General features: G+C 66.9%; 18 protein-coding genes. 11 read left to right on the top strand and 7 right to left on the bottom strand.

The genetic code is table 11. The features are described 5' to 3' along the window. The first annotated feature begins 77 nt into the window (after positions 1–77). Positions 78–632, top strand: coding sequence for an EF-hand domain-containing protein (locus GQY20_RS08720; RefSeq protein ID WP_157216658.1), 555 nt, complete (start codon positions 78–80; stop codon positions 630–632). A 31-nt stretch (positions 633–663) separates the two neighbouring features. Here the strand turns inward: GQY20_RS08720 and GQY20_RS08725 are convergent, their stop codons facing one another. The 4 genes from GQY20_RS08725 to GQY20_RS08740 all read right to left on the bottom strand — a co-directional run bounded on the left by GQY20_RS08725 (position 664) and on the right by GQY20_RS08740 (position 4,465). Continuing rightward, the gene (locus tag GQY20_RS08725) at positions 664–1,431 is read right to left on the bottom strand and encodes a lysophospholipid acyltransferase family protein (protein WP_157216659.1); all 768 of its coding nucleotides are present in this window, start codon (positions 1,429–1,431) and stop codon (positions 664–666) included. Next, positions 1,428–2,657, bottom strand: a complete 1,230-nt coding sequence (locus GQY20_RS08730) for an SAM-dependent methyltransferase (RefSeq protein ID WP_157216660.1) — start codon at positions 2,655–2,657, stop codon at positions 1,428–1,430. The genes GQY20_RS08725 and GQY20_RS08730 overlap by 4 nt, the downstream gene beginning before the upstream one ends. A 49-nt stretch (positions 2,658–2,706) precedes the next feature. Then, positions 2,707–3,903 (bottom strand): 23S rRNA (adenine(2503)-C(2))-methyltransferase RlmN, encoded by a 1,197-nt coding sequence (gene rlmN, locus GQY20_RS08735; RefSeq protein WP_232475961.1) that lies wholly within the window; start codon positions 3,901–3,903, stop codon positions 2,707–2,709. Between the two features lie 73 nt (positions 3,904–3,976). Continuing rightward, positions 3,977–4,465, bottom strand: coding sequence for a hypothetical protein (locus GQY20_RS08740; RefSeq protein ID WP_157216661.1), 489 nt, complete (start codon positions 4,463–4,465; stop codon positions 3,977–3,979). 145 nt (positions 4,466–4,610) lie between these two features. Here GQY20_RS08740 and GQY20_RS08745 point away from each other — a divergent pair, with 145 nt between their 5' ends. From GQY20_RS08745 to GQY20_RS08780, 8 genes are all read left to right on the top strand, one after another. Further along, the gene (locus tag GQY20_RS08745; protein WP_157216662.1) at positions 4,611–5,189 is read left to right on the top strand and encodes an outer membrane protein; all 579 of its coding nucleotides are present in this window, start codon (positions 4,611–4,613) and stop codon (positions 5,187–5,189) included. A 226-nt stretch (positions 5,190–5,415) separates the two neighbouring features. Continuing rightward, positions 5,416–6,528 (top strand): DNA polymerase III subunit beta, encoded by a 1,113-nt coding sequence (dnaN, locus tag GQY20_RS08750; RefSeq protein ID WP_157216663.1) that lies wholly within the window; start codon positions 5,416–5,418, stop codon positions 6,526–6,528. Positions 6,529–6,725: 197 nt separating this feature from the next. Beyond that, complete coding sequence (locus GQY20_RS08755; RefSeq protein ID WP_157216664.1) at positions 6,726–8,432, top strand: hypothetical protein; 1,707 nt, start codon at positions 6,726–6,728, stop codon at positions 8,430–8,432. Positions 8,433–8,637: 205 nt separating this feature from the next. After that, entirely contained in the window at positions 8,638–9,729 is a 1,092-nt protein-coding gene (gene recF, locus GQY20_RS08760) for a DNA replication/repair protein RecF (RefSeq protein ID WP_157216665.1), read from the top strand. 153 nt (positions 9,730–9,882) lie between these two features. Then, entirely contained in the window at positions 9,883–10,422 is a 540-nt protein-coding gene (locus tag GQY20_RS08765) for a CHAP domain-containing protein (protein WP_157216666.1), read from the top strand. 185 nt (positions 10,423–10,607) lie between these two features. After that, positions 10,608–13,079 carry a DNA topoisomerase (ATP-hydrolyzing) subunit B gene (gene gyrB, locus GQY20_RS08770; RefSeq protein ID WP_157216829.1) on the top strand — a complete coding sequence of 824 codons (2,472 nt, stop codon included), beginning with the start codon at positions 10,608–10,610 and terminating at the stop codon, positions 13,077–13,079. Between the two features lie 83 nt (positions 13,080–13,162). Continuing rightward, entirely contained in the window at positions 13,163–15,838 is a 2,676-nt protein-coding gene (locus tag GQY20_RS08775) for a DUF4118 domain-containing protein (RefSeq protein WP_408641066.1), read from the top strand. Then, positions 15,835–16,524, top strand: a complete 690-nt coding sequence (locus GQY20_RS08780; RefSeq protein WP_232475962.1) for a response regulator — start codon at positions 15,835–15,837, stop codon at positions 16,522–16,524. The genes GQY20_RS08775 and GQY20_RS08780 overlap by 4 nt, the downstream gene beginning before the upstream one ends. A gap of 156 nt (positions 16,525–16,680) precedes the next feature. Here GQY20_RS08780 and GQY20_RS08785 read toward each other — a convergent pair whose 3' ends face one another. Further along, positions 16,681–18,510, bottom strand: coding sequence for a gamma-glutamyltransferase family protein (locus tag GQY20_RS08785; protein ID WP_157216667.1), 1,830 nt, complete (start codon positions 18,508–18,510; stop codon positions 16,681–16,683). A 115-nt stretch (positions 18,511–18,625) separates the two neighbouring features. Further along, positions 18,626–19,489, bottom strand: coding sequence for a nucleoside/nucleotide kinase family protein (locus GQY20_RS08790; RefSeq protein ID WP_198350882.1), 864 nt, complete (start codon positions 19,487–19,489; stop codon positions 18,626–18,628). 693 nt (positions 19,490–20,182) lie between these two features. Between GQY20_RS08790 and GQY20_RS08795 the strand changes: the two genes are divergently transcribed. Then, entirely contained in the window at positions 20,183–21,175 is a 993-nt protein-coding gene (locus tag GQY20_RS08795; RefSeq protein ID WP_232475963.1) for a LacI family DNA-binding transcriptional regulator, read from the top strand. 3 nt (positions 21,176–21,178) lie between these two features. Here the strand turns inward: GQY20_RS08795 and GQY20_RS08800 are convergent, their stop codons facing one another. Continuing rightward, a complete protein-coding gene (locus GQY20_RS08800; RefSeq protein WP_157216832.1) occupies positions 21,179–22,462 on the bottom strand; it encodes an MFS transporter in 1,284 nt (427 codons plus the stop codon). A 211-nt stretch (positions 22,463–22,673) separates the two neighbouring features. Between GQY20_RS08800 and GQY20_RS08805 the strand changes: the two genes are divergently transcribed. After that, positions 22,674–25,139, top strand: coding sequence for a TonB-dependent receptor domain-containing protein (locus tag GQY20_RS08805; protein ID WP_157216669.1), 2,466 nt, complete (start codon positions 22,674–22,676; stop codon positions 25,137–25,139). Positions 25,140–25,162 lie beyond the last annotated feature (23 nt).

A 25,162-nucleotide genomic window follows, 5' to 3' on the forward strand; every position in this document is an offset into this window, starting at 1 on the left:
GCCACCGTTCAAGCGCGATACAGCTTCTTCGTGGCACCGGCGCGACCGGAGGGGGAGCATCTGACCAGGAGTGCTCCATGAAATTGCTGTGTCTGGCGGGCGTCGGCGTTGCCGCGTTGCTCGCCTTGCCCGCATCCGCGCACATGGGCCCGGGAGGCCCGGACGCCGGACCGGTGACGCGCACCGAGCTGAAGGCGAAGCTCGACGCGAAATTCGCCGAGGCCGATACCGACAAGGACGGCGTGATCACCCGCGCGGAATGGGACGCGGCCCGTGCCGCCAAGCGCGCCGAGCGCAAGGACAAGGCATTCGACCGGATCGATGCCAACAAGGATGGATCCATCTCCCGCAGCGAATGGGATGGCCCGCGTCCGGACCGCGGCCCGCCGCCAGGTGCGGACGCAGGCGGCGGGCACCATCATCACGGCATGGAAATGGCCATGGGCGGCGAGATGTTCGACCGGCTCGACGCCGATCATGACGGCAAGGTGACGCTCGCCGAGTTCGAGGCGAAACCGCTCGAGATGTTCGACCGCGCCGACACCAACCATGACGGCACGGTGACGCCCGAGGAGCGCAAGGCGGCCTGGGAAGCGATGCGCGAAAAGTGGAAGGGCAAGCGCGGCGAATAAGCCGACGAACGGCCTGGCGTGCGCCCTCGCGTCAGGCCGCCGTCCCCGAAACGGGCGCGGCGTTCCGCTGCCTCGCATATTCGGCGACGATCGCGTTGCGGCAATATTCTGCGATCTGCTTGCGGCTGCCGCTCGGCGGCAGGGACGGAAGCAGGGTCACGCTCACCTGCAGGCCATGCGCGGCGAGCAGCGCGGCATTGTCTGGCAGCGGCTGTTCGCCGTGCCAGGCGATGCGATCGAGCAACGCGGGATCCAGCGGCCGCCCCTTCGCATCGCGATAGACGATCGCCAGCGGCTGCACCGCGCGCGCCGCCTGCGCCACGACGAACAGGCTGGTACGGAACGGCAGAACGGCATGGCCGTTTGAGGTGGTGCCCTCCGGGAAGAGGATCACGCTGCCGCCGGCCGCCAGCCGCGCCTCCAGTGAATCGGCTTGATCGCGCACCCCGTGACGCTGCTCGCGCGCTACGAACAAGGTGCCGCGATGCCGTGCCAGCCGGCCGAGGACCGGCCAGTCATGCAGGTCGGCGCGCGACACGAAATCGCCGTCCAGTGCGATGCCGAGCACCGGGATGTCGAGCCAGCTCATATGATTGGCGATGTAGAGCGTGCCCGGCCCGGCCGGCGCGGCGCCGCCGAGGCGGACGGAGACGCCGAAGCCCTTGAGAATGCGCGCGAAGAAACGCCGTTCGCGGAGCCGGGCACGCGGCGAGCGCGGGCGCATCAAGAGCCACGCGGGCGCGAGCGACAGGCCCGAAAGCAGCCCGGCCGCCGCCCGGACGCGGCCGAACCGCCTCACCGGGCGCGGTATCCCGCCTCGGCTTCGGCCATATAGTCCCGGGTAAGCGGGAGAGCGTCGCGGCGGCGGATATACTGGATCTGGTGGTTGCACAGCCCGCCGCTCTTGAAGGCGGCGGCCGCTCCCGCCAGGTAGAAGGTCCAGAGCCGGTAGAAGCGCTCGTCATAGAGCGCGACGATCTGCTCCTTCACCGCCACGGTGCGGCGATACCATTCTTCCAGCGTGTAATAATAATGCAGCCGCAGTGTCTCCACGTCGGACGCGATCATCTTGGCGCGCTCGCTGGCGGCGATCACCTCGGACAGCGCCGGTATATAGCCGCCGGGGAAGATATATTTCTGCGTGAACGCATCGGTGGAGCCTGGCTTGCCCATCCGCCCGATGGTGTGGAGCAGCATCACGCCGTCCTCGGCCAGCAGCGAGCGGCACTTGGCGAAGAAGACGTCATATTGCGGCGGGCCGACATGCTCGAACATGCCGACCGAGACGATCCGGTCGAACGGCCCCTGGACGTCGCGATAGTCGATCAGCTCGAAGCGGACGCGATCGGCGACACCGGCCTCCTGCGCCCGACGCCGCGCGACCTTGAGCTGTTCCTCGGACAGGGTGACGCCGAGCACGTCGACATCGGCGACGCGGTTCAGATACAGGGCCATGCCACCCCAGCCGCAGCCGATGTCCAGCACCTTCTGCCCCGGCTTCAGGTCCAGCTTCGCGGCGATGTGCGCCTTCTTGTCGAGCTGAGCCTGCTCCAGGCTGTTCGCGGTGTCGGTGAAATAGGCGCAGCTATATTGCCGGTCCGCATCGAGGAAGAGATCGTAGAGCCGGTCGTCGAGATCGTAATGATGCGCGACGTTGCGCTTGGAGCGGCGCTTCCAATTATAACCGTCGAGCCGGGCCGACAGCTTCTGCTTGAGGCCGGTGCCGCCCTTCGCCTCGATCCCGCTGCCGCCCTTTTCCCAGGGGGCATTGGCACGGACCAGATCGATCAGGCCGAATATGTCGCCCTGATCGATTACCACCCGGCCGTCCATGAACGCTTCGGCGACGCCGAGCCGGGGATGGCGCGCGATATAGCCCGGCGCGCTCCGATCGGTGAAGCGGATCGTGATCTCGCGCCAGCCGGGTTCCGCCTTGCCATAGGTTCGCGTGGTGCCACGCGCATCGATGACGGTGAGAATGCCACGGCGGATGATGCGCCGCAGCATGCGATCGAGAAGCCACATGAACGAGCCTTTAGCGTGGCCGTCCCGGCGGCTCAACCGCCGCCGGGCTTCAGCCGAGCGCGGCCTGCTTCTCCTCCGCCAGGCGATCGAGCTCGGCGCGGCTCTTCTTCTCGCTGGCCGACTTGAGCTGGCCGCAGGCCGCCATGATGTCCCGGCCGCGCGGCGTGCGGACCGGCGCGGAGATACCCGCCTTGAACACGATGTCGGAGAAGCGGCGGATCCGCTCCGGGTCCGAGCATTCATAGGCGACACCCGGCCAGGGATTGAACGGGATCAGGTTCACCTTGGCCGGCAGCCGGTATTTGCGGATCAGGCGGACGAGCTCGTGAGCGTCCTCGTCGCTGTCATTCTTGTCCTTCAGCATGACATATTCGAATGTGATGCGCCGGGCATTGTTCGCGCCGGGATAGGCGGCGCAGGCGGCGAGCAGTTCCTCGATGCCATATTTGCGGTTGAGCGGCACGATCTCGTCGCGGATCTCCTTGGTGACCGCGTGCAGCGAGACGGCGAGGTTGACGCCGATCTCCTCGCCCGCGCGCGCCATCATCGGCACCACGCCCGAGGTGGAGAGGGTGATACGGCGGCGAGAGAGGCCGAGGCCGTCGCCGTCCATGACGAGCTTCAAGGCGTCGCGCACATTCTCGAAATTATAGAGCGGCTCGCCCATGCCCATCATCACGATGTTGGTGAGCATGCGGCCCTCGGGCTGGCTCGGCCATTCGCCGAGCGCGTCGCGCGCCAGCATCACCTGCCCGACGATCTCGGCGGGGCCGAGATTGCGCACGAGGCGCATCGTGCCGGTATGGCAGAAACGGCAGTTGAGCGTGCAGCCGACCTGGCTGGAGACGCACAGCGTGCCGCGGTCCGCGTCCGGGATGAACACCATCTCATATTCTTCGCCGTCATGCGCACGCAGCAGCCATTTGCGGGTGCCGTCGGTCGAGACCTGGGCGGTGACGACGTCCGGCCGCCCGACGACGAACCGCTCGGCCAGCCACGGATGCATCGCCTTGGCGATATCCGTCATCAGCGTGAAATCGGTGACGCCGCGATTGTACATCCAGTGCCAGAGCTGCTTGGCGCGCAGCTTGGCCTGCTTAGGCTCCATCCCCGCATCGGCCAGCGCCTCGCGCAGCTGATCGCGGGTGAGGCCGATCAGATCGATGCGGCCATCGGCGCGCACGGCAACGGCGCGGGGGACGGGCACCGGATCGACGGCGCCGGGGATCGACATCAGAGCGTTCATGATGCGCGCCATGTAGGCGAAATCGCGCCTGATTGCCAGTGCGTGGGAAAGTGACCGCAGCGCGGCGCCGGACTCAGCCGATCCGAGCGCATCCCAGCGCCGCGGCATCGATGGCCGTCGCCGCGCCGCGCAAGCGATAGGCATCGACGAACGGCGCTCCGCCGAGCCCATGCCCCTCAACGCTCATGCTGGAGGCGCTGCGCATTGCCGCCACGATCGCGGCATCCGCCCGACGATCCGGCGCCCAGGCATCGGCGCCCCCGGCGATAAGTGGAAAGCTGCGATCGCCGAGGCTCAGCATGATCGGCTGGCCGGGCGCCTGAGCGCGGCTGAGCCGGATATGGAGCTGACCGCGAACGCGCCTGCCGGGCCAGGTGGAAACGGCAGCGAACGCCCGCCAGGCCGATCCGCGCGACCGCGCCGCCGGCTCGGCTATGGCATAGCAGCGCGCCGGCACGGCATCGCGGAACGCCCCCCAGCCTTCAAACACGCCGAGCGTGTCGCGCGCGGGTGCCGGGGCGGGCGAAAACGCCAGCAACGCCGCACATCCGAACGGTAACATCCCCCTTTGCATGGCATGGCGTTGCGCAATTTGTGGCGAAAATGCAACAGAAAGTCTTGTTTATGTGAGGTTCATGCAACCCTCTGCCCTCCTGTGCAATGGACGCCTCGGCCCTGACAGGGGTCCATGATTACGGAGTGATTATATGCGTAGCATTGCTTTTGCCGCCCTGCTGGTGGCGACCGCCGCGACCCCGGCCCTCGCGCAGGACGGGCCCAACCCGTTCACCGGCGCGCGTGTCGAGGGCCAGATCGGCTGGGACCGCATTCAGGCCGACGGCGGGCATAAGGACGGCGTGGATTATGGTGTTGCCGCGGGATATGATTTCGCGGCCGGCCGCAACATGATCGTCGGCGGCGAGGTCGAGCTCAGCGATTCCAGCACCAAGCAGTGCTATGGCAGCGCCACGGCGCTCGATCCGCGCGACTGCCTTCGCACTGGCCGAGACATCTATGTCGGTGCCCGCGTCGGTACGCTCGTGACGCCGCGCACCCTGCTCTACGCGAAGGCCGGCTATACGAACGCCCGCGCGAAGTTCACCGAGGATGACGGTTCCGACCGCTACACGCTCGCCCGCCGCGACCTGGACGGCGTGCGCGTCGGCATCGGCACCGAATATGCGGTCGGCCCGAACAGCTATGTGAAAGCCGAGTATCGCTATTCGAACTATGAATCCGGCGTGAGCCGCAACCAAGTGGTCGGCGGCTTCGGCTTCCGCTTCTGATATCCCGCAAGGGTGGCGAAGGCGGGCCGCGCACACGTTTGCGCGGTCCGCACCCTCCGGCCGGGCAAGGCCGATCCTGTGGCCGGGGGTACCCCCGGCCATTTTTCGTTTCATCCACATGAACCGGGCGAGAGAGGCGCTTGTCGCCGAAATGGCTCTAGCGGCCTTCGAAACGCACGGTATAAGGTCCGACCCACCCAAGTCCGGGGGATAGCCAGGGGTAGCAATGAAGGCGACGATCGAACGGGCAACGCTGCTGAAGAGCCTGAGCCACGTGCAATCCGTGGTCGAACGGCGCAATACCATCCCGATTCTGTCCAATGTGCTGATCGAGGCGGCCGCGGACGGCACGCTGAAGCTGATGGCGACCGACCTGGACCTGCAGATCGTCGAGACCGTCGAGGCGCAGGTCGAGACGGCGGGCGCCACCACCGTGTCTGCCCACACGCTGTTCGACATTGCCCGCAAGTTGCCCGAGGGCAGCCAGGTCTCGCTGAGCGCGGCCGAAGGCAAGATGCAGGTGATCGCCGGGCGCGCCCGGTTCAACCTGCAGACGCTGCCGCGCGACGATTTTCCGGTGATCGCCGAGGGCGAGCTGCCGACCAAGTTCGAGCTGTCCGCCGCCATCCTGCGGCAGATCATCGACAAGACGCGCTTCGCCATCTCCACCGAGGAGACGCGCTATTATCTCAACGGCATCTTCCTGCACGTTTCGGACGAGGCGCAGCCGGTGCTGAAGGCAGCTGCGACCGACGGCCACCGCCTCGCCCGCGTCACCGTGCCGCGGCCGGACGGCGCCGCCGGGATGCCGGACGTGATCGTACCCCGCAAATGCGTGGGCGAGCTGCGCAAGCTGCTCGACGAGGTGGACGGTTCGGTCGAGGTGTCGCTGTCGGCGACCAAGGTGCGCTTCGGCCTGGGTTCGGCGATCCTGACCTCCAAGCTGATCGACGGGACCTTTCCGGATTATTCGCGCGTCATCCCGATCGCGAACGACAAGCTGCTCAAGATCGATCCGAAGAGCTTCATGGAAGGCGTCGACCGCGTCGCGACCATCGCGAGCGAGAAGACTCGTGCCGTGAAAATGGCGCTGGAACGCGACAAGATCACACTGTCCGTCACCAGCCCGGAGAATGGCACCGCGGCCGAGGAAGTGCCGGGGGATTATGATTCGGACGGTTTCGAGATCGGTTTCAACGCCCGCTACCTGCTCGACATACTCGGCCAGATCGAGGGCGATACGGTGGAAGTGCATCTCGCCGATGCGGCGGCACCTACGCTGATTCGCGAAAATGACACGGCACCGGCGCTCTACGTGCTGATGCCGATGCGGGTCTGACCCCGCGCCGATCGCGACGGTGCGTCGCGCCGACACGAATCGGCGCGACGAAATCGCAATCACGGCTTCCGTTCAGCCGGCGGGAACGGACCCGCCGACGGCAGGATACTTAATCGCTGCTGTCTGTTCTGATCGTCGGATGTTCAGGCGAATCGGCGCATCTTGCCGACACTGAACATCGGACAAGGACTGGCGACATGAACCCTTTCGTTCGACGCGCCCCTTCGGCCGCGATCACCCTGGCCGCGATTTTGGGGCTTACGACGCTGGCCGGCTGCAACAAGCCGGCCGAACAGAATAGTGCTGACCCGCTGATGGGCAATGCTGCGCTGGGCAACAGCGCGGACGCTCTGCCGGCGCTGCCCGAGGCGCTTCCGCTGGAAAGCGGCCCCGCGACCGCGCCGAAGCTGGCGCCGAGCGCCGCGGCGCTGCCCGCCGCCCGGCCTGCACCGATCGCGCGCGTGGCCGACCCGGGGCAGGATTACGCCTATCTCGACCGGGCTTACGGACAGACCGAAGCCTATGGCGACGCGCCGCCGGACTATGCGTTCGACTATGACGGGGTGAGCCCCTGGGCGTGGCAGGCGGCGGACGATTCGCTGCAATTCGCCGAACCGATCGACGGCGGCTATCGCTATTATTATTATGAGCCGGGCGCGGACTATCCCTATCTGATCCGTGATCCGAGCTACTCCTACGGCTATTCCGGCGGGCGCCTTGCCGTGGTCTACGATGATTATGGCCGCGTGCTGGATCAGCGCGACGCCTATCGCCGGGCCGATTATGCCGGCCGCTATCTTGCCCGCGCGCGACAGCTGCGCCAGGCGGCGTTCAGCGAACGACGGCGGCGGATCAATGCCGAGAATTGGGCGGCGCGGCGCGCGGCGATCGAGCAGGCGCGCCAGCGCTGGCAGGATCAGCGACAGCGCGAGGCCGGCTGGCGCGACTATAGCCGGGTCCACGATCAACGGCAGGCGGACTATTGGCGCGCCGAACGCGATCGCCGCAACGACGAGGCGCAGCGCTTCGCCGGCTGGCAGCGGGAGGGCTTCCGCGGCCCGGATCCGGTGCGCAGCGATGCCGAAGCGCAGCGCCGGCGCGCCGAGGCAATCCGCATGCAACAGCAGCGCCAGGCCGCGATCGCCGATGCGGACCGTCAACGGCGCGCGGACGAGGCGAACCGCCAGCGCGACGCGCTCAACCAGCAGCGTGACGCCCGCAACCAGATGCTCGCCGAGCAACAGCGCGACCGCGCCGATGCGGCCCGCCGGCAGGCTCAGGCCGACCAGCAACGTCAACGCGACCAGGCGCTGCGCGATCGCCAGCAGGCGGCCCGTCAGCAGCAGATCGACCGCGCCAAGGCAGCAGCCGATGCCAGGGCCAACAGCCAGCGCCAGGATCGTATCGATGCCCAGCAACAGCGGCAGCAGGCGGTGCGCGAGCAGCAACAGCGTGCCGCGGACCAGCGCCGCCAGCGGGCGGAACAGGCACGCCGCGATCAGCAGCAGCAGCAGGCCGAGCAGCGCCAGCGCGATGCGAGGGCGGATGCCGTCCGCCAGCGGCAGGACGCTGCGCGCCAGCAGGCCGCCGACCGCGCACGCGCCGTTGCCGATCAGCGCCGGCAGGAGGCGGCACGCCAGCAGGCCGATCGCCAGCGCGAGCAATCCCAGGCACGCGCCGACGCCATGCGCGAACGCCAGCAGGCTGCCGCCCGCGACCGCCAGGATCAGGCCCGCGCCCAAGCCCAGCAGCGTCAGCAGGAGGCCCGTGCCCAGGCACAGCAACGCCAGCAGGAGGCGCGCGCCCAGGCGCAGCAGCGCCAGCAGGAGGCCCGCGCCCAAGCGCAGCAGCGCCAGCAGGAAGCCCGCCGTGGGCCGCCGGACCAACGCCGCGGCAATGAATGAACGGAGGGGCAGTTCAGCCTAGCGTCTGGACGCCTCTTATTCCGGTGGCGGAGAGGATGCACCTTCCTTTCCGCCACAGGCTCGTCCGCGGTCGCCAGCCGCGCGGGCTAGCGGACGGCCGGCAGGCTCATCGATTTTGGCGCCCGGCGCTTTGTTGCCGCGCGGCGCTTCCACTGGCGAGGATCAGGCTCTAGGGGCGGGAGCGATGGCCATCACCCGCCTCTCGCTCACCGACTTTCGCTGCTATTCGGATGCGCTGCTCGCGCCGGGGACCGGTTTCGTCGTGCTGACCGGAGAGAATGGCGCGGGCAAGACCAACATATTGGAAGGCGTGTCGCTGCTCGCGCCCGGGCGCGGGCTGCGGCAGGCGACGCTCTCGGAAATGGCGCGCAGCGACGGACCCGGCGGCTTCGCGGTCGCCGCGCACAGCGATGGCCCTGCCGGCGCGGAAATCGGCACCGGCACGAGCGCAGCCGCGCCGGAACGGCGGCAGGTGCGGATCAACGGGGCAAGCGCCTCCGCCAACGCCCTGTCGGAACGGCTCGCCATCCTCTGGCTGACGCCCGCGATGGATCGGCTGTTCACCGACAGCGCCAGCGGGCGGCGGCGCTTCCTGGACCGGCTGACCCTCGCCCTGGAGCCGGGCCATGCCATGCATGCCTCCCGCTACGATGCCGCGATGCGCGCGCGCAATCGCCTGCTGGCCGAGCCGGAGACGGCGGACCCCGCCTGGCTCGGCGCGCTCGAAAGCGGACTGGCCGAACATGGCGCCGCGATCGCGGAAGCGCGCGCCCGGACGATCGAGGCGCTCAGCGCCCGCATCGTCGAGACGCCGGAAGGCCCGTTCGCCCGCGCCGGGCTGACCCTCGAGGGCTGGCAGCCCGCCGCCGGCAATGCGCGCGAGGCGCTGGCGGCGGAACTGCGCGCCGGGCGCGGGCGCGAGGCGGCGGCCGGGCGCACCCTGGCCGGCCCGCATCGCAGCGACCTGTCCGTCACCCATATCGCCAAGTGCCAGCCCGCGCAGCGCTGCTCGACCGGCGAGCAGAAGGCACTGCTGCTCGGCATCGTCCTCGCCCATGCCGATCTCGTCGCCGAGCGGGTGGGCATGCGCCCGATATTGCTGCTCGACGAGGTCGCGGCGCATCTCGATCCGGTGCGGCGCGCGGCGCTGTTCGAACGGCTGGCGACCGGCGGCGGTCAGGTTTGGATGACGGGAACCGAAGCCGCCCTGTTCGAGGGACTCGACTCGACGACGAGCTGGTTTTCGGTGACGGATGGACGGGTGGAACGGAGCTGATCGCGGAACGTTCCAAGGCCGCGGGACGCTCCAACGCTTTATCGGCTCATTTTACCGCAACTGCGAACGGATTCCGTCGCGCGCCCCTTTCCCTCAGCCCTCTCCCCTGCCTAGCGTGCGGGCAACGAAAAGCGGGTCGGGGACTTTTACGGCATGCGGAACTGGATCCGGGCACTGACGTGCTCGATGATGCTCGTCAGCCTTTCGCTCGGCGCGACCGCGGCCAACGCCCAGTCCACCCAATATTGGCAGTGCGCGCCCTTCGCCCGCATGTTCTCCGGCATCCAGCTGTTCGGCGCCGCCGCGAGCTGGTGGAACCAGGCGATCGGCAAATATGCCCAGGGCGCGACCCCGAAGCCCGGCGCGGTGCTGGTCTTCAAGGCGATCGGTTCGATGCGCTCCGGCCATGTCGCCACCGTCAGCCAGGTGATCAGCGAGCGGATCATCAAGGTCACCCATGCCAACTGGTCGATCATCCACGGCCACCGCGGCCAGATCGAGCGGGACGTGACGGTGGTCGACGCCTCGCCGAACAACGACTGGAGCCGCGTGAAGGTCTGGTACGCCTCGCTGAAGGACATCGGCCAGACCGCCTATCCGGTCTACGGCTTCATCTACGGCGGCAAGGCCAAGGCCTCGGCCGGCGACAGCGACGCGCCGGCTGCTGCCAAAGGGGTCATCACCGCCAACTGAGCGCCGCGCCGATACTTAGGCTCGCATTCGCATAGCCTGCCGCAGCTTCGTTCTTTCTTGTCGCGCTGGAACGAGTTCAGCCTGACCAAAGCCGCGTCTTCGGAGTTGCGCCGACCTGTTAAAACGGGCGCTCCCACCCTCCTCTTTTGCTTTAGTTTGCCCGCGCGAGTCCCTATATGCTGGGTATGGCAGAGACACCCCAGCAGAACGAATATGGCGCGGATTCGATCAAGGTCCTGAAGGGCCTGGATGCGGTACGCAAACGGCCCGGCATGTATATCGGCGACACCGATGACGGATCGGGCCTGCACCACATGGTGTTCGAGGTTTCGGACAATGCGATCGACGAGGCCCTGGCCGGCCATTGCGACCGCATCGTCATCACGCTCAATCCCGACGGCTCGGTTTCGGTCGAGGACAATGGCCGCGGCATCCCGACCGGCATCCACCCGGAGGAGGGCGTGTCCGCCGCCGAAGTGATCATGACCCAGCTGCACGCGGGCGGAAAGTTCGACAACACCAACGACAGCAATGCCTACAAGGTCTCCGGCGGCCTGCACGGCGTGGGCGTGTCGGTGGTCAACGCGCTCAGCGACTTCCTCGATCTCACCATCTGGCGGGACGGCGAAGAGCATTATATGCGCTTCCAGCGCGGCGATGCGGTCGCCCCGCTCAAGGTGGTCGGCCCGTCCGGCGGCAAGAAGGGCACGCGGGTGACCTTCATGCCGTCCGCCGAGACGTTCAAGATCACCGAGTTCGATTTCGAGAAGCTGGAGCACCGCTACCGCGAGCTCGCCTTCCTCAATTCGGGCGTGCGGCTGTTCCTGATCGATGCGCGCCATGCCGAGAAGAAGGAGGTCGAGCTGTTCTACGAGGGCGGCATCGCGGCCTTCGTCAAATATCTCGACCGCACCAAGACGCCGCTGATGCCCGAGCCGGTCGCGATCAACGGCCAGCGCGACGATGTCGGCATCGACGTCGCGCTGGAGTGGAACGACAGCTATTATGAGCAGGTCCTCTGCTTCACCAACAACATCCCGCAGCGCGACGGCGGCACGCACCTTGCGGCCTTCCGCGCGGCGCTGACCCGCACGCTCAACAATTATGCGGAAAAGTCGGGCGCGCTGAAGAAGGAGAAGGTGAGCCTTACCGGCGACGACATGCGCGAAGGGCTGACCGCGATCGTCTCGGTGAAGCTGCCCGATCCGAAATTCTCGTCGCAGACCAAGGACAAGCTGGTCTCCTCCGAGGTGCGCCAGCCGCTCGAAAGCCTGATGGCGGACAAGCTGGCCGAATGGCTGGAGGAAAATCCGGCGCACGGCCGCGCGATCGTTCAGAAGATCATCGACGCCGCCGCGGCGCGCGAGGCCGCCCGCAAGGCGCGCGAGCTCACCCGGCGCAAGGGCGTGATGGACATCGCCTCGCTGCCCGGCAAGCTCGCCGACTGCCAGGAGCGCGATCCCGCCAAGTCCGAGCTGTTCCTGGTGGAAGGCGACTCCGCCGGCGGCTCGGCCAAGCAGGGCCGCGACCGCCATTATCAGGCGATCCTGCCGCTGAAGGGCAAGATCCTGAATGTCGAGCGCGCGCGCTTCGATCGGATGCTCTCCTCCAAGGAGGTCGGCACGCTGATCCAGGCGATGGGCACCGGCATCGGCCGCGACGACTTCAACCTGGAGAAGCTGCGCTACCACAAGGTCGTCATCATGACGGACGCCGACGTGGACGGCGCGCATATCCGCACGCTGCTGTTGACCTTCTTCTACCGGCAGATGCCGGAGATCGTGGCGAACGGACATCTCTTCATCGCCCAGCCGCCGCTCTACAAGGTCGCGAAGGGCCGCTCCGAAGTCTATCTCAAGAACGATGCCGCGCTCGACGACTATCTGGTCGATGCCGGCGTCGGCTCGATGGTGCTGGAGACGCCGGCCGGCGCCCGTTCGGGCGAGGATCTGCGCGGGCTGATCGATCATGCCCGCCGGGTGCGCACGCTGATGGGCTATGTGCCGCGCCGCTACGAGCCGCGCCTGGTCGAGGCGCTGGCGCTGCTCGGCGCGCTCGATCCGGAGCTCCGGCCCGAGCAGCGCGGCGCGGTGGCGCAGTTCGTCGCGGAATGGCAGGGCCGCGGCGATCCCGAGGCCAGCTGGTCCGGCACCGCGACCGAGGAGGGCGGCTACCACCTGATCCGGCTGTGGCGCGGCGTCTCGGACCATTATATCATCGATGGCGCCTTCGCGGTCTCAGCCGAGGCGCGCAAGCTGCACGCCCTCGCCGCCGAGCAGGCGGAGACCTATGCCGTCGCCTCCCGCCTCGTGACGGTAAAGGCCGCCGAGCGCGCGGCCGAGGAAGAGGAGGGCGAGGCGCCGGCGGCGGACACGCGCGGCACCGCGATCACCCGGCCCAGCGACCTGCTCGACGCGATCCTCGCCGCCGGCCGCAAGGGCCTCTCCATCTCCCGCTACAAGGGCCTCGGCGAGATGAACGCCGAGCAGCTCTGGGAGACGACGCTGGACCCGGCCAACCGCTCGCTGCTGCAGGTGACGGTCGACCAGGCCGACGTCGCGGACGAGATCTTCACCCGCCTGATGGGCGACGTCGTCGAGCCGCGGCGCGAGTTCATCCAGGAGAATGCGCTGAGCGTCGCCAATCTGGACGTTTGATTTCTGCCTCGTCGCCCCTGATCGACGCACGCGCCGCGAGCCGATAGGATCGCGGGCGAAACCGTCGAGCCATAGGTGACCCCGTGCGGGACGTGAATGCAGTGCCGGACCGCCCCCAGCCCGAGGCTTTCCTGCGTGCCGCGGCGCAGGAGGGACGCGGCAAGCTGAAGGTGTTCCTCGGCGCCGCGCCCGGCGTCGGCAAGACCTATGAGATGCTGAACGAGGGCATGGCGCGCCGCAAGGCGGGCGTCGATGTCGTCATCGGCATCGTCGAGACGCATGGCCGCGCCGAAACCGAGGCGCTGACCCGCGGCTATGAGGTGGTGCCCCGCCGCGACGTCGATTATCAGGGCCGCACGCTCAGCGAGATGGATGTCGACGCGATCCTGGCACGCCGCCCGCAGCTGGTGCTGGTCGACGAGCTTGCGCACACCAACGCACCGGGCTGCCGCCATCCCAAACGCTATCAGGACGTGCAGGAGCTGCTCGACGCAGGCATCGACGTCTATTCCACCGTCAACATCCAGCATCTCGAGAGCCTGAACGACGTCGTCGCTTCCTTCACCCGCGTGCGCGTGCGCGAGACGGTGCCCGACCGGGTGCTCGAGGATGCCGAGATCGAGGTGGTCGACATCCCGCCCGACGAGCTGATCGAGCGGCTGAAGGACGGCAAGGTCTATATTCCCGACGAGGCCAGCCGCGCGCTCAACCACTTCTTCTCCAAATCCAACCTCTCCGCCCTGCGCGAACTGGCGCTGCGCCGCGCGGCGCAGGCGATCGACGTGCAGATGCTGGACTATGTCCGCCAGCACGCCCTTGCCGGCACCTGGGCGGGCGGCGAGCGGGTGATAGTGGCCGTGAGCGAGCAGCCGGGAGCAGACGGGCTGGTGCGCGCCGCCAAGCGCATGGCGGATGCGCTGCGCGCGCCCTGGACGGCGCTGCATGTCGAGACGCCGCGCGACAAGCTGTTCGACGACGAGGATCGCAAGCGCCTTGCAGCCGCGCTCAATCTCGCGAGCCAGCTCGGCGCGGCGGTGGTCTCGGTGCCCGCCGAATCGGTGCTGGACGGCATCATCTCCGCCGCGGCCGACGCGCGCGCCACCCAGATCGTGGTCGGCAAATCGAGCCGTTCGCGCTTGTTCGAACTGCGCCACGGATCGGTGGTCGACCGGCTGGTGCGCGCGACGCCTGCCGTCGCTGTGCATGTGTTGCCGCTGAACGGCGCCGCGCCTACGCGGCGCAGCATCGGTCGCCCCCAGGAATGGGGGCAGACGAGCCATTATGGCTGGACCTTGCTGATGGTCGCTGCGGTGACGGCGATCGGCACCGGCCTGTTCCACATCCTCAATCTCGGCAACGTCGCCCTGCTCTATTTGCTGCCGGTGATGGCGGCGGCCAGCCTCTTCTCGCTCCGCGCCGGCCTGTTCGCCGGCATCGCCTCCTCGCTCGCCTATAATTTCTTCTTCCTGCCGCCCACCGGCACGCTGACCGTCAGCAATCCCGAGAATGTCGTGACGATCGTGGTGCTGCTCGGCGTCGCCATCGTCACCAGCCAGTTCGCCGCGCGGGTGCGCAACCAGGCGGATCTCGCTGCCTCCAGCGCCCGCCAGAATGCCGCGCTCGCCGGCTTCCTGCGCCAGCTCAACCTCACCGCGAACGAGGAGGAGCTGATGCAGGCGATCTGCGCGGAGATCTCCCGCCTGCTCGACGTACGCACCGTGCTGCTCACCCGCTCGCCCGACGGTCCGGCGCTGCGCGCAGCAGTGCCGCCGGAAGACCGGCTCGATGCGATCGAGCGTGCCGCGGTGGACTGGGCGCTCGACAAGAATCAGCCGGCCGGCCGCGGATCGGACACGCTGACCGCATCGGACTGGCTCTTCTATCCGCTCTCCACCGCCTCGCGCACGCTCGGCGCGCTCGGCATCGCGCGCGACGATGGCCGCGATCCGGTGCGATCGGACCAGATTCCCCTGCTGATGAGCCTGCTCGACCAGGCGGCACTGGTGCTGGAGCGGGTCCAGCTCGAAGCCGAGATGCGCGACGTCGCCCAGCTCAAGGAACGCGACCGGCTGCGCGCGGCGCTGCTGACCTCGGTCAGCCATGATCTGCGCACGCCGCTCACCACGGTGCTCGCCGCCTCCGAGCAGCTTTCGCACGGGGCGACGCCGGAGCTCATCTCCTCCATTCAGTCCGAGGCAGGACGGCTCAACCGCTTCGTCTCCAACCTGCTCGACATGGCGCGGGTCGAGGCCGGCGCGATCAACCTCTCGATCGAGCCGATCGACCTGACCGACGCGGTCGCCGCCGCCGTGCACGACACGCGCGCGATGCTGGAAGGCCATGCCATCCAGCTCGAAGTGCCGCCGGACCTGCCGCTGGTGCGGCTCGATCCGCGCCTGTTCCATCACATCCTCATCAACCTGCTCGACAATGCGGGCCGCTATGCCGACGCCGGCACGCCGATCACCATCCGCGCGACGCGACCGGCAGATGCGCTGATCCTGTCCGTGATCGACGAAGGACCGGGCCTGCCGGCGGGGAGCGAGCAGAGCATCTTCGACAGCTTCCGCCGCATCGAGGGATCGGACCGCTCGAAATCGGGCACCGGCCTCGGCCTCGCCATCGTAAAAGGATTTGCGGAGGCAATGGGCGCCGGCGTCGACGCCGCCTCGCGCAGCGACCCGCGCGGCGCGGCCTTCAACCTGCGCTTTCCAGAAACGCTGCTGGTGCGCACCGGCGAAGGAGCATTGCCCGCGTGAGCACGGCCGTCACCACCCTGATCGTCGATGACGAGCCCCATATCCGCCGTCTGCTCAACGGGGCGCTGACGCGGGCGGGCTATCGCGTCATGGAAGCGGGCACCGCGCGCGACGCGCTCGCCGCGCTGGACGAGCAACCGGAGGTGGTGCTGCTCGATCTCGGCCTGCCCGATCGCGACGGACTGGAGCTGGTGCCGGTGATCCGCAAGCGCTCCCGCGCAGCGATCGTCGTCATCTCGGCGCGCGAGACGACCGAGGAGAAGGTTGCCGCGCTCGATCTCGGCGCGGTCGACTATGTCACCAAGCCGTTCGATACCGAAGAACTGCTCGCCCGCATCCGCGCCGCGCTGCGCACCAGCCTCACCGCCGACGGCGGGCGCGCCAGCGTCACCGCCGGGCCGGTGCACATCGATCTCGTCAACCACCGCATCACCCGCAGCGGCGAGGAGGTGCGGCTGACGCCGAAGGAGTTCGCGGTGGTCGCCGAGCTCGCCCGCTTCCCCGGCCGCGCGATCACCCACCAGCAATTGCTCAACGCCGTCTGGCCCAATGATTATGACCGGCACATCGAATATCTCCGCGTCGTCGTCCGCAACATCCGCCAAAAACTGGAGGAGGATCCGGCGCGGCCGACGCTGATCGTCAACGAGCTGGGCGTGGGATATCGGCTGATGGGCGAGGTGTGACCGCTTCATCCTCCCCGGAACGGGGAGGGGGACCGCCTGCAAGGCGGTGGAGGGGCTGGCGCTCACTACGAACGCGTCGCCTGAATTGAGCTACCGCCCCTCCACCGCGCTACGCGCGGTCCCCCTCCCCCTTTGGGGGAGGATGAGAAAAGCGGCTCAATATGCCAGAGCGCAGCCGTCAGCGCGCATCTCGCTCGCCGCCGCATAGACCCGCGTCCCGCCGTCGTCCCGGTTCTCGATGCACTCGTACCGCCCGAAACCGCCATCGGATTCGCCGATCGTCCAGCCGATCGCCGCCAGCGCGGCGCGCGTCTTCTCCGGCACGCCGCTCTCCAGCCGGAGCAGCCCGTTCGCCGGCAGCCCCGCAGCATCCTCGCCCATCGACTGGGACGAGCCCTCATGATGCCAGCGGGGGGAATCGCCGGCGGACTGGATCTCGAGGCCATAATCGCGGCGGTTGACGATGATCTGCGTCTGGCCCTGCGGCTGCATGTCGCCGCCCATCACGCCGAAGCTCATCCACGGCCTGCCGCCCCGCGTCGCGAAGCCCGGGATGATCGTCTGGAACGGGCGCTTGCCCGGCGCGAAGAGATTGGGATGGCCGTCCGTCAGGCTGAACAGCTGGCCGCGATCCTGGAACATGAAGCCGAGCCCGTCCGCCACCAGCCCCGATCCCATGCCGCGGAAATTGGACTGGATCATCGAGACCATCATCCCGTCGCGATCCGCCGCGGTGAAATAGGTGGTGTCGCCATGGCTCGGCGCCTGACCGGGATGGACGGGCGTCAGGATCCGGTCCGGCCGGATCAGCTTCGCGCGCTCGGCCGCATAGTCCTTCGAGATCAGCCACTCCACCGGCACTTTCGAAAAATGCGGATCGGCATAGAAGCGCGCGCGGTCCTCATAGGCGAGGCGCTTCGCCTCCACCTGCAGATGGATCGACCGGGCCGACTGGAAGCCGGCGCCGGCGAGATCGAAATGCTCGAGGATGTTGAGCATCTGCAATGTCGCGATGCCCTGCGTGTTCGCGCCGAGCGCGTGCACGCCGATGCCGCGATAATCGGTGCTGTGCGGCTCGACCCACTCGCCTTGATGCGCGGCGAGATCCTCCTGGCGCAGCCAGCCGCCGATCCGCCGAAAATAGGCGTCGATCGTGCGGGCGATGTCGCCCTTGTAGAAAGCGTCGCGTCCGCCCGCGGCGATGGCGCGATAGGTGCGGGCGAGGTCGGGATTGCGGAACGGGGCGCCGGCAGCCGGCGCCTCGCCGGATGGCGCGTAGGTGTGCATCGCATTGGCACTTTCCTCGATGGCGGCGCCGGCACGGCGAAAGGCGGCGAGATTGCGCCGGATGCTCGCGGCGATGAGATCGGGGACGGGCGCCCCTTGCTCGGCGAGAGCGATCGCCGGGGCCAGCACGTCCGCCCAGGGAAGCCGGCCATAGCGCCGATGCAGCATCCACCAGGCATCGACCGCGCCCGGCACCGAGACGCTGACCGCCCCGAACGGCGGCAGCGCGCCGCCTTTGGCGCGGGCGCGCACCGTTTCGAGGCTCAATGCGCGCGGCGAAGCGCCCGAGCCGGCGAGGCCCATCACCTTGCCCGCCTTCGGATCCCACAGCAAAACGAAGCAATCGCCGCCGATGCCGCTGGAGGTCGGCTCCAGGAAACCGAGGCAGGCGTTGATCGCGATCGCCGCGTCCGCCGCGGATCCGCCGCGCTTCAATATCTCGATGCCGGTCAGTGTCGCGATCGGATGTGCGGTCCCCGCCGCACCCGAAAAACCATAGGCGGCGGTGCGGGAAGCGAAGCTCGCGCCGACCGGACGATCGCCGGCATGCACGTCGGCACGCAGAAAGCGATCCGCCCCGCTCGCCCATAGGCCGGGCATCTCCGGCATCTCGGCGGGTGCTGCGCCGGCGCGGTCTGCAACAAGCGGAACGGCAAGGGCCGTGGCGGGCAGGCTGGCCAGGAAGGTGCGACGGCGCATCGGTTTCTCCCCCGGGCCGCGCGTCCATGGGTGGCGGCCGTGATGATCGGCCTATCCTATCGCGCGCCGGCGTGAATGTCCGCCGCGTCGATCACCTGACTCGGCGATTGTCCCGTCAGGCAGCGGCCGACATTTGCGGTGCCGCGCTGCTGGCGACGCGCATGGCCGCATCGCGCATTTCGGCATAGGGGCGACGCGAATCGAGATCGACGATGGGCGCACCGTTGAAGCGGAGCTTCGGCGTCACCTCCACCTTCGCGGCGAGCGAGGCGAGCTTGTGATCGGGCTTGCGCAGATGCGCCGTCTCCAGATCGATGTTGAGGCGGATCACCACGTCGGGACGGAAGCTCGCCATCCATTCGTACATGCGCCGCTCGCGCCGGGCGAGCCAGGCGATGAACGCATTGCCGGGCTTCGCCGCGGAAAGGCCCGGCCCGTCGTAGAAACCCGGCACCTCGATCTGCGGATAGCGATCGGTGATCACCGCCACACCCTGCCGCCGCAACGCCAGCATCTTCTTGAAGCGGCGGCGGCGCAGCAGCGAGAAGCCGAAGATGACGAGCGCGGTCGGCAGGCCAGGGATACGCGCCTCTGCACTGCGCGCCTGCGCGGCCTTGCGCGCAAGCCGCGCCTCCACCGCACGGCCGACCAGCGGCCAGCGTTTGATCCGCTCCCCGAGATCGCCGGAGCCGAGGCCGAGATAGCAGCTCGCCACGCGGCCCTTGTCACCGAGCCGGGCGAGCATGTCCGCCGAGAGAGTGGATTTGCCCGAACCATCGCAGCCTACGATGGCGATCAGCGGCGCAAGCGCTTCCACCTCCATCGCCGTTTCGGGCCGAAGGATGCCAGCCGCGGCGATGCCGAGCGCGATCAGGCCGAGGAGGCCGCCTTCACTCCTGCCATGCGCGAAGCCATGGGTCGCCAGCAGCCAGGCCATGCCGGCCAACACCAGCGCGAGCGGCAGCGCATAGCGCCGCATGGTGCGCTCCTTCCGCTTCCCGATCGGCCCGATAAGGGCTTTCGACATGGCTGACCCCGCTTCGACGTGACAGATTGTCATGTAATAGCAATGAAATCGCAATCAATCCGAAACCACCTGCAACCGACTGCCATCTGCACCCGAGGCACGATTTCCTACCGGCGTTGCAGACAATCAACGATCGGCAACGGAGCAATTGTCTCCCCTCGGCTTGCAAGTCGCTGAACGATGCGCGCAAGATCGGGCGCGGCCCTCTTCGGAATTCCACGACTTTGGGCGGATGGCCGGAGGCGATCAGCATGTCGAAATCCCGATCGGCGCCGTAGATCCCATGCGCACCGTTCGATTGACGATCGCTGCGCATCCAACGATGCATTGGTGCGCCCGCATGCCTGCCTGGGCATGGACAGAGTCGGACCTGGTTCCGACACAGGCGCCGCGCTCAGCGTTGAAATAGGCGACCGGGCGCACGCGCTACGCCGCGCGCGTACCGGCATCCAGGCCCCGACCACCTGCAGATCCAGCACCGGCGCGAGGTTGTCACGCTTCAGGTCGAACGCGCCAGCATGGACGACTTCGCCCGGCCTCACGTCCAACACCGGCGCGCCTGAGGGTGCTCGGCCGCCACTTCCATTCGTTTCGGACATTGGGCTATGGCCGTTCTGTGCTTGGCAGCAAGAGGAGCAGGCATCGTTGAAGTCGATAGGCCTCGTCGAGCTCGCCAAAATTGCGGGGGTCGCGGTATCGACGGTGTCGCGCGCGCTCGACGACAGCCCCCGTGTCTCGGCGGCAACCAAGGCCCGGATCAAGGCGCTTGCAGCTGAGAATGGCTTTCGCCTCAACATGACGGCGAGTGCGCTTCGGAAACGGCGCGCCGGAGCCATAGGCGTCGTCATCCCTCTCGGCCACGAAATCGACCAGACGCTTTCCGATCCGTTTTTCATGGGGCTGCTCGGTCCGCTCGCCGATGCGCTGGCGCGCAACGGTTTCGACCTGCTGCTCTCGCGGGTCATTCCTCAGGACGAAAGGTGGCTCGAGGATGTGATCGCCGCGGGTCGCACAGACGGGATCGTGCTGGTCGGCCAATCGGATCAGACCGAGGTGATCGAACGGGTAGCACGACAATTCGCTCCGCTCGTCGTCTGGGGCGCCCGCAGGCCGGGCCTGGCACAGATCACGGTGGGAACCGACAATATCGCCGGCGGCACGCTCGCGGCACGCCATCTGATCTCGATCGGACGGCGGCGGCTTGCCTTTCTGGGAGATCCGGCCGTGCCGGAGTTCGCCGACCGCTATGAAGGCTTCCACCGCGCGATCGTCGCCGAGGGTATCGAAGAGATCGTGCTTCCGCTGCATCTGACCGACCAGAATGCTTATGAGGATATGGCGCATTTCCTTGAAGCCCATCCCGCGCCCGACGGCATTTTCGCCGCATCCGACGTGATCGCGATGAGCGCGATGCGTGCGATCACGGACCAGGGACTGCGCATACCGCAAGATGTCTCGGTCGTCGGTTATGACGATATCAGCGTCGCGGCGCACATGACGCCGCCCCTCACCACGATCCGGCAGGACATGCGCCGCGGTGCCGAATTGCTGGTCGAGCTGTTGATGCGCCGTCTCGCCGGAGAGGAGGCAGACTCGATCGCAATGGCACCAGAACTGATCCTGCGGGGGTCCGCCTGAGCGCTACGCTGCTGCAGCGGCCGCCCTCCCGGACCTGTTTTCGACCACGCGCAGCGTCGCGACCGCGGCGCAGATCAGCAACAGGCCGGATAGAATGAGCACATGACGGGGGTCGCCGCCGAGAAGCGGCCCATAGACGAGCGGCATCACCAGCGTCTCGATCATCATCGGCACGACGATGAACATGTTGAAGATGCCCATATAGACACCTGTGCGTTCGGGCGGGATCGCACCTGCCAGCATGACATAGGGATTGCCCATGAGGCTCGCCCAGCCGATGCCGATGCCGATCATCGGCAAGATGAGCCCCGTGGGGTGCTGGATCGACGGCAGCGCCACCATGGCTGCGCCGGCGAGCAGCATTGCCGCGGCGTGGACGGGCCTTGCCCCGTATCGCCGCGCGATGGGAACCATGGTGAAAGCGGCGAGGAAGGCGACGAAATTATACGCCGCGCCGGCTTGACCCGTGACGAGCGCCGCCTGACGAAATGCAGAGGATGCGGGGTCCGCGGTATCGAATAGCGACCGTCCGAGTGCGAAGACGATATATTGCCAATAGGCGAACATCGCGAACCATTGGAACAACATGGCGACCGCAAGCTGGCGCATCGCCTGCGGCATATCGCGAACCGCATCGATGAAGTCCGCCCAGGCGGCGCGGACCGAGAGTTTCTCGCCACGCATCAGCGCCCGCTCGGCGGGATCGGGCGGAAGCTCCCGCACCCGTAGCACCGACCAGAATATGGTGGAGATGGACAGGATGGCGCCCGTCAGGAACGCGATCCGCGTGATCTCCGGTATGCCGTTGGCGTCGATGAGATCGACGCTGATGCCGCCCCAGACCAGTAGCGAGGGCGCGAGATAGGACAGGGTCTGCGCCAGCCCCGTAAATGCCGACTGGGTGAGGAAGCCGGCCGTTCGCTGGCTTTCGTCGAGACGATCGCTGACATAGGCCCGATAGGGCTCCATCGTGATGTTGTTGGCAGCATCGAGGATCCAGAGCAAAGAAGCCGCGACCCAGAGCGCCGGACTGTAGGGCATCGCCAGCAAGCCGAGACTGCAGAGGACCGCGCCGATGAGGAAATAGGGTGTGCGGCGGCCGAGGCGGCTGGTGGTGCGATCGCTGAGCGCCCCGACGATCGGTTGGACGATCAGGCCGGTTACCGGCCCTGCCAGCCACAACAGCGGCATGGTCGCTTCGTTCGCACCGAGAAAGCTGAAGATCGGCCCCATATTGGCCTGCTGCAGGCCGAACGAGAACTGGAGCCCGAAAAAGCCGAGGTTCATCTCGGCAATGCGGCGCGCGCTGAGGCGTGGCTTGATGGTCGGCACGTCTGTTCCCCTCCCGGCCTAGCCGGATTGTTCGATTCCCCGGTCTGAGGACCAGCTATATCGCATTAGACAAACGTTTGCCAAATCTTCTTGGCAAACGTTTGTCTTCGCCCTAAGCCTATCAGCAATCGAGTCGGTGGAGCCGACCTTTAAGGGAGTGGACGAGATGAAGGGCGTGACAATTCTTCTGGCGACCAGTGCGATCGCGTTGCCTGTTTCGGCGCATGCACAAGCTACGGACGCGGCAAGCGCCAATACCGACACGAGCGACATCATCGTAACAGCCGTCGCGCGCGGGCAGAACAAACTCGACAGTTCGATCTCCGTGAGCTCGCTCAGCGCAGAGCAGTTGCAGACATCCGCCCCCCGCTCCGTGGCCGAAGTCTTTCGCAATATTCCCGGCATACGGTCCGAATCCTCGGGCGGCGAGGGCAATGCCAACATCGCCGTACGCGGCCTGCCGGTCGCATCGGGCGGCGCCAAGTTTCTACAGTTGCAAGAGGATGGGCTGCCCGTCCTCGAATATGGCGACATCACTTTCGGAAATGCCGACATCTTCCTGCGCGCCGACTTCAACGTGGCGCGTGTCGAGGCAATACGCGGCGGCTCGGCGTCGACCTTTGCATCCAATTCGCCGGGTGGCGTGATCAATCTCATCTCGAAGACGGGCGAGCAGGAGGGCGGCGCAATCCAAGCTTCGACCGGACTCGACTACAGCGATTACCGGCTCGACCTCGATTATGGTGGGCATCTGACCGACAGCCTGCGCTTTCATATCGGCGGCTTCTATCGCCAAGGGACAGGGCCGCGTCAGGCCGGCTATGACGGCAACAAGGGCGGACAGCTCAAGTTCAACATCACCAAGGAGTTCACCGGCGGTTATATCCGACTGTACGGGAAGTATCTCGACGATCGCGCGATCGGCTATCTGCCCAATCCCGTCCGGGTAACGGGCACCAACAGCAACCCGCATTACGAGAATATCCCAGGCTTCAGCATAAACCAGGATACGCTGCATTCGCGCTACATCACACGCAATGTCACACTCGATGGGAATAATAATCCCGTTGTCGACGATATTCGCGACGGCCAGCATCCGATCGTGAAGTCCTTCGGGCTGGAAAGCCAGTTCGGGCTCGGCGGCGGCTGGCAGGTCACCGAACGCTTCCGCTATTCGGACATTTCCGGCCGGTTCATCTCGAACTTCCCGAGCAATGTGGATTCCGCCTCGACGATCGCAACCGCGCTTGGGGGAGCCGGAGCGACGCTGAGCTATGCCAACGGGCCAAAAGCCGGCCAGATCATCAGCAACCCCTCGACCCTCAACGGCAACGGCCTGCTCGCCCAGATCGTCGTGTTCGATACCAAGCTCAACAGCCTGGACAACATCACCAACGATATTCGAATTACGCGCGACTTCGCCATAGGCGGCGGCAAGCTCAGTTTCACCGCCGGCTTCTACAAGTCGCGCCAGACGATCGACACCGACTGGTTGTGGACCTCGCTCCTCTCCGACGTGGTCGGCGGCGGCAATGCGGCGCTGGTCAATGTCCGCAACGCCGCGGGGCAGCTCGTGACCCAGGACGGCGCCTATGCTTATGCGGCGAGCTATTTCGGCGGCTGCTGTCGGCGCAGCTACAATGTCGATTACAACACCAATGCGCCTTTCGCATCGCTGAGTTACGAAACCGGCAGGCTGACCCTCGACGGCAGCCTGCGCTACGATTTCGGCAATGCGCAGGGAACGATTGCCGGGTCCGATCTCGGCGGCGGCCGGGTTGGCACGATCTCCTACGACATTAACGGAGATGGCGTCATTTCGGATGCCGAGACGCGTGTCGGCGTCATTCCGCTGACGAACCCCGCACCGGTCAAATATAGTTTCAACTACTGGTCCTATTCATTCGGGGCGAACTACCGCCTCGCCGAGTATTTGGCGATCTTCGCACGATACAGCCGCGGCGGGCGCGCCAATGCGGATCGGCTGCTGTTCGGTCCCGCGGTCAGCACGGTCGATGGCCATCTCGTGAGCAGCGATGCCGCGGTCGACATGGTCGACCAGGCCGAGGGCGGCATCAAATATCGTTCGGGCGGACTGGCGCTTTATGCCACCGGCTTCTGGGCGCGCACCGAGGAACAGAATTTCGAGGCCACCACCCAGACCTTCTTCAACCGCAAATATCGGGCTTATGGCCTGGAGCTGGAGGGCAGCTATCGCATGGGCGGGTTCAGCCTGACCGCCGGCGGCACCTGGACGAAGGCGAAGATCGTGAGCGACGTTCTCAACCCTGCGGTCGTCGGCAACCGGCCGCGCCGTCAGGCCGAGTTCGTGTTTCAGGCGACGCCGCAATATGATTTCGGGCCGGCGACGATCGGCGTCAATTTCATCGGCACCACCTCCAGCTACACGCAGGATACGAACCAGCTGAAGCTGCCGGGCTACACGACGGTCAACGCCTTCCTGCAATATAGGCCGATCGAGCGTGTCCAGCTCTCGCTCAATGCCAATAATCTCTTCAACGTGAAGGGCTTCACCGAGGCGGAGGATGCCTCGATCCCGGCAAATGGCATCGTGCGGGCCCGCTCGATCAACGGCCGCACCGTGTCGGCTGCGGTACGGCTGAGCTTCTAGAGACATGAGCATCGCGGCGGCAG

Origin of the sequence: Flavisphingomonas formosensis (genome assembly GCF_009755815.1) — a bacterium.
In the GTDB taxonomy this organism is placed as follows: Bacteria; Pseudomonadota; Alphaproteobacteria; order Sphingomonadales; family Sphingomonadaceae; genus Flavisphingomonas; species Flavisphingomonas formosensis.

Coding starts and splice junctions, on each gene's coding strand:
- GQY20_RS08720 (WP_157216658.1), top strand. CDS start 78: ATGAAATTGCTGTGTCTGGCGGGCGTCGGCGTTGCCGCGTTGCTCGCC.
- GQY20_RS08730 (WP_157216660.1), bottom strand. CDS start 2,657: ATGTGGCTTCTCGATCGCATGCTGCGGCGCATCATCCGCCGTGGCATT.
- rlmN (WP_232475961.1), bottom strand. CDS start 3,903: ATGAACGCTCTGATGTCGATCCCCGGCGCCGTCGATCCGGTGCCCGTC.
- GQY20_RS08740 (WP_157216661.1), bottom strand. CDS start 4,465: ATGTTACCGTTCGGATGTGCGGCGTTGCTGGCGTTTTCGCCCGCCCCG.
- GQY20_RS08745 (WP_157216662.1), top strand. CDS start 4,611: ATGCGTAGCATTGCTTTTGCCGCCCTGCTGGTGGCGACCGCCGCGACC.
- dnaN (WP_157216663.1), top strand. CDS start 5,416: ATGAAGGCGACGATCGAACGGGCAACGCTGCTGAAGAGCCTGAGCCAC.
- GQY20_RS08755 (WP_157216664.1), top strand. CDS start 6,726: ATGAACCCTTTCGTTCGACGCGCCCCTTCGGCCGCGATCACCCTGGCC.
- recF (WP_157216665.1), top strand. CDS start 8,638: ATGGCCATCACCCGCCTCTCGCTCACCGACTTTCGCTGCTATTCGGAT.
- GQY20_RS08765 (WP_157216666.1), top strand. CDS start 9,883: ATGCGGAACTGGATCCGGGCACTGACGTGCTCGATGATGCTCGTCAGC.
- gyrB (WP_157216829.1), top strand. CDS start 10,608: ATGGCAGAGACACCCCAGCAGAACGAATATGGCGCGGATTCGATCAAG.
- GQY20_RS08785 (WP_157216667.1), bottom strand. CDS start 18,510: ATGCGCCGTCGCACCTTCCTGGCCAGCCTGCCCGCCACGGCCCTTGCC.
- GQY20_RS08790 (WP_198350882.1), bottom strand. CDS start 19,489: ATGCGGCGCTATGCGCTGCCGCTCGCGCTGGTGTTGGCCGGCATGGCC.
- GQY20_RS08800 (WP_157216832.1), bottom strand. CDS start 22,462: ATGAACCTCGGCTTTTTCGGGCTCCAGTTCTCGTTCGGCCTGCAGCAG.
- GQY20_RS08805 (WP_157216669.1), top strand. CDS start 22,674: ATGAAGGGCGTGACAATTCTTCTGGCGACCAGTGCGATCGCGTTGCCT.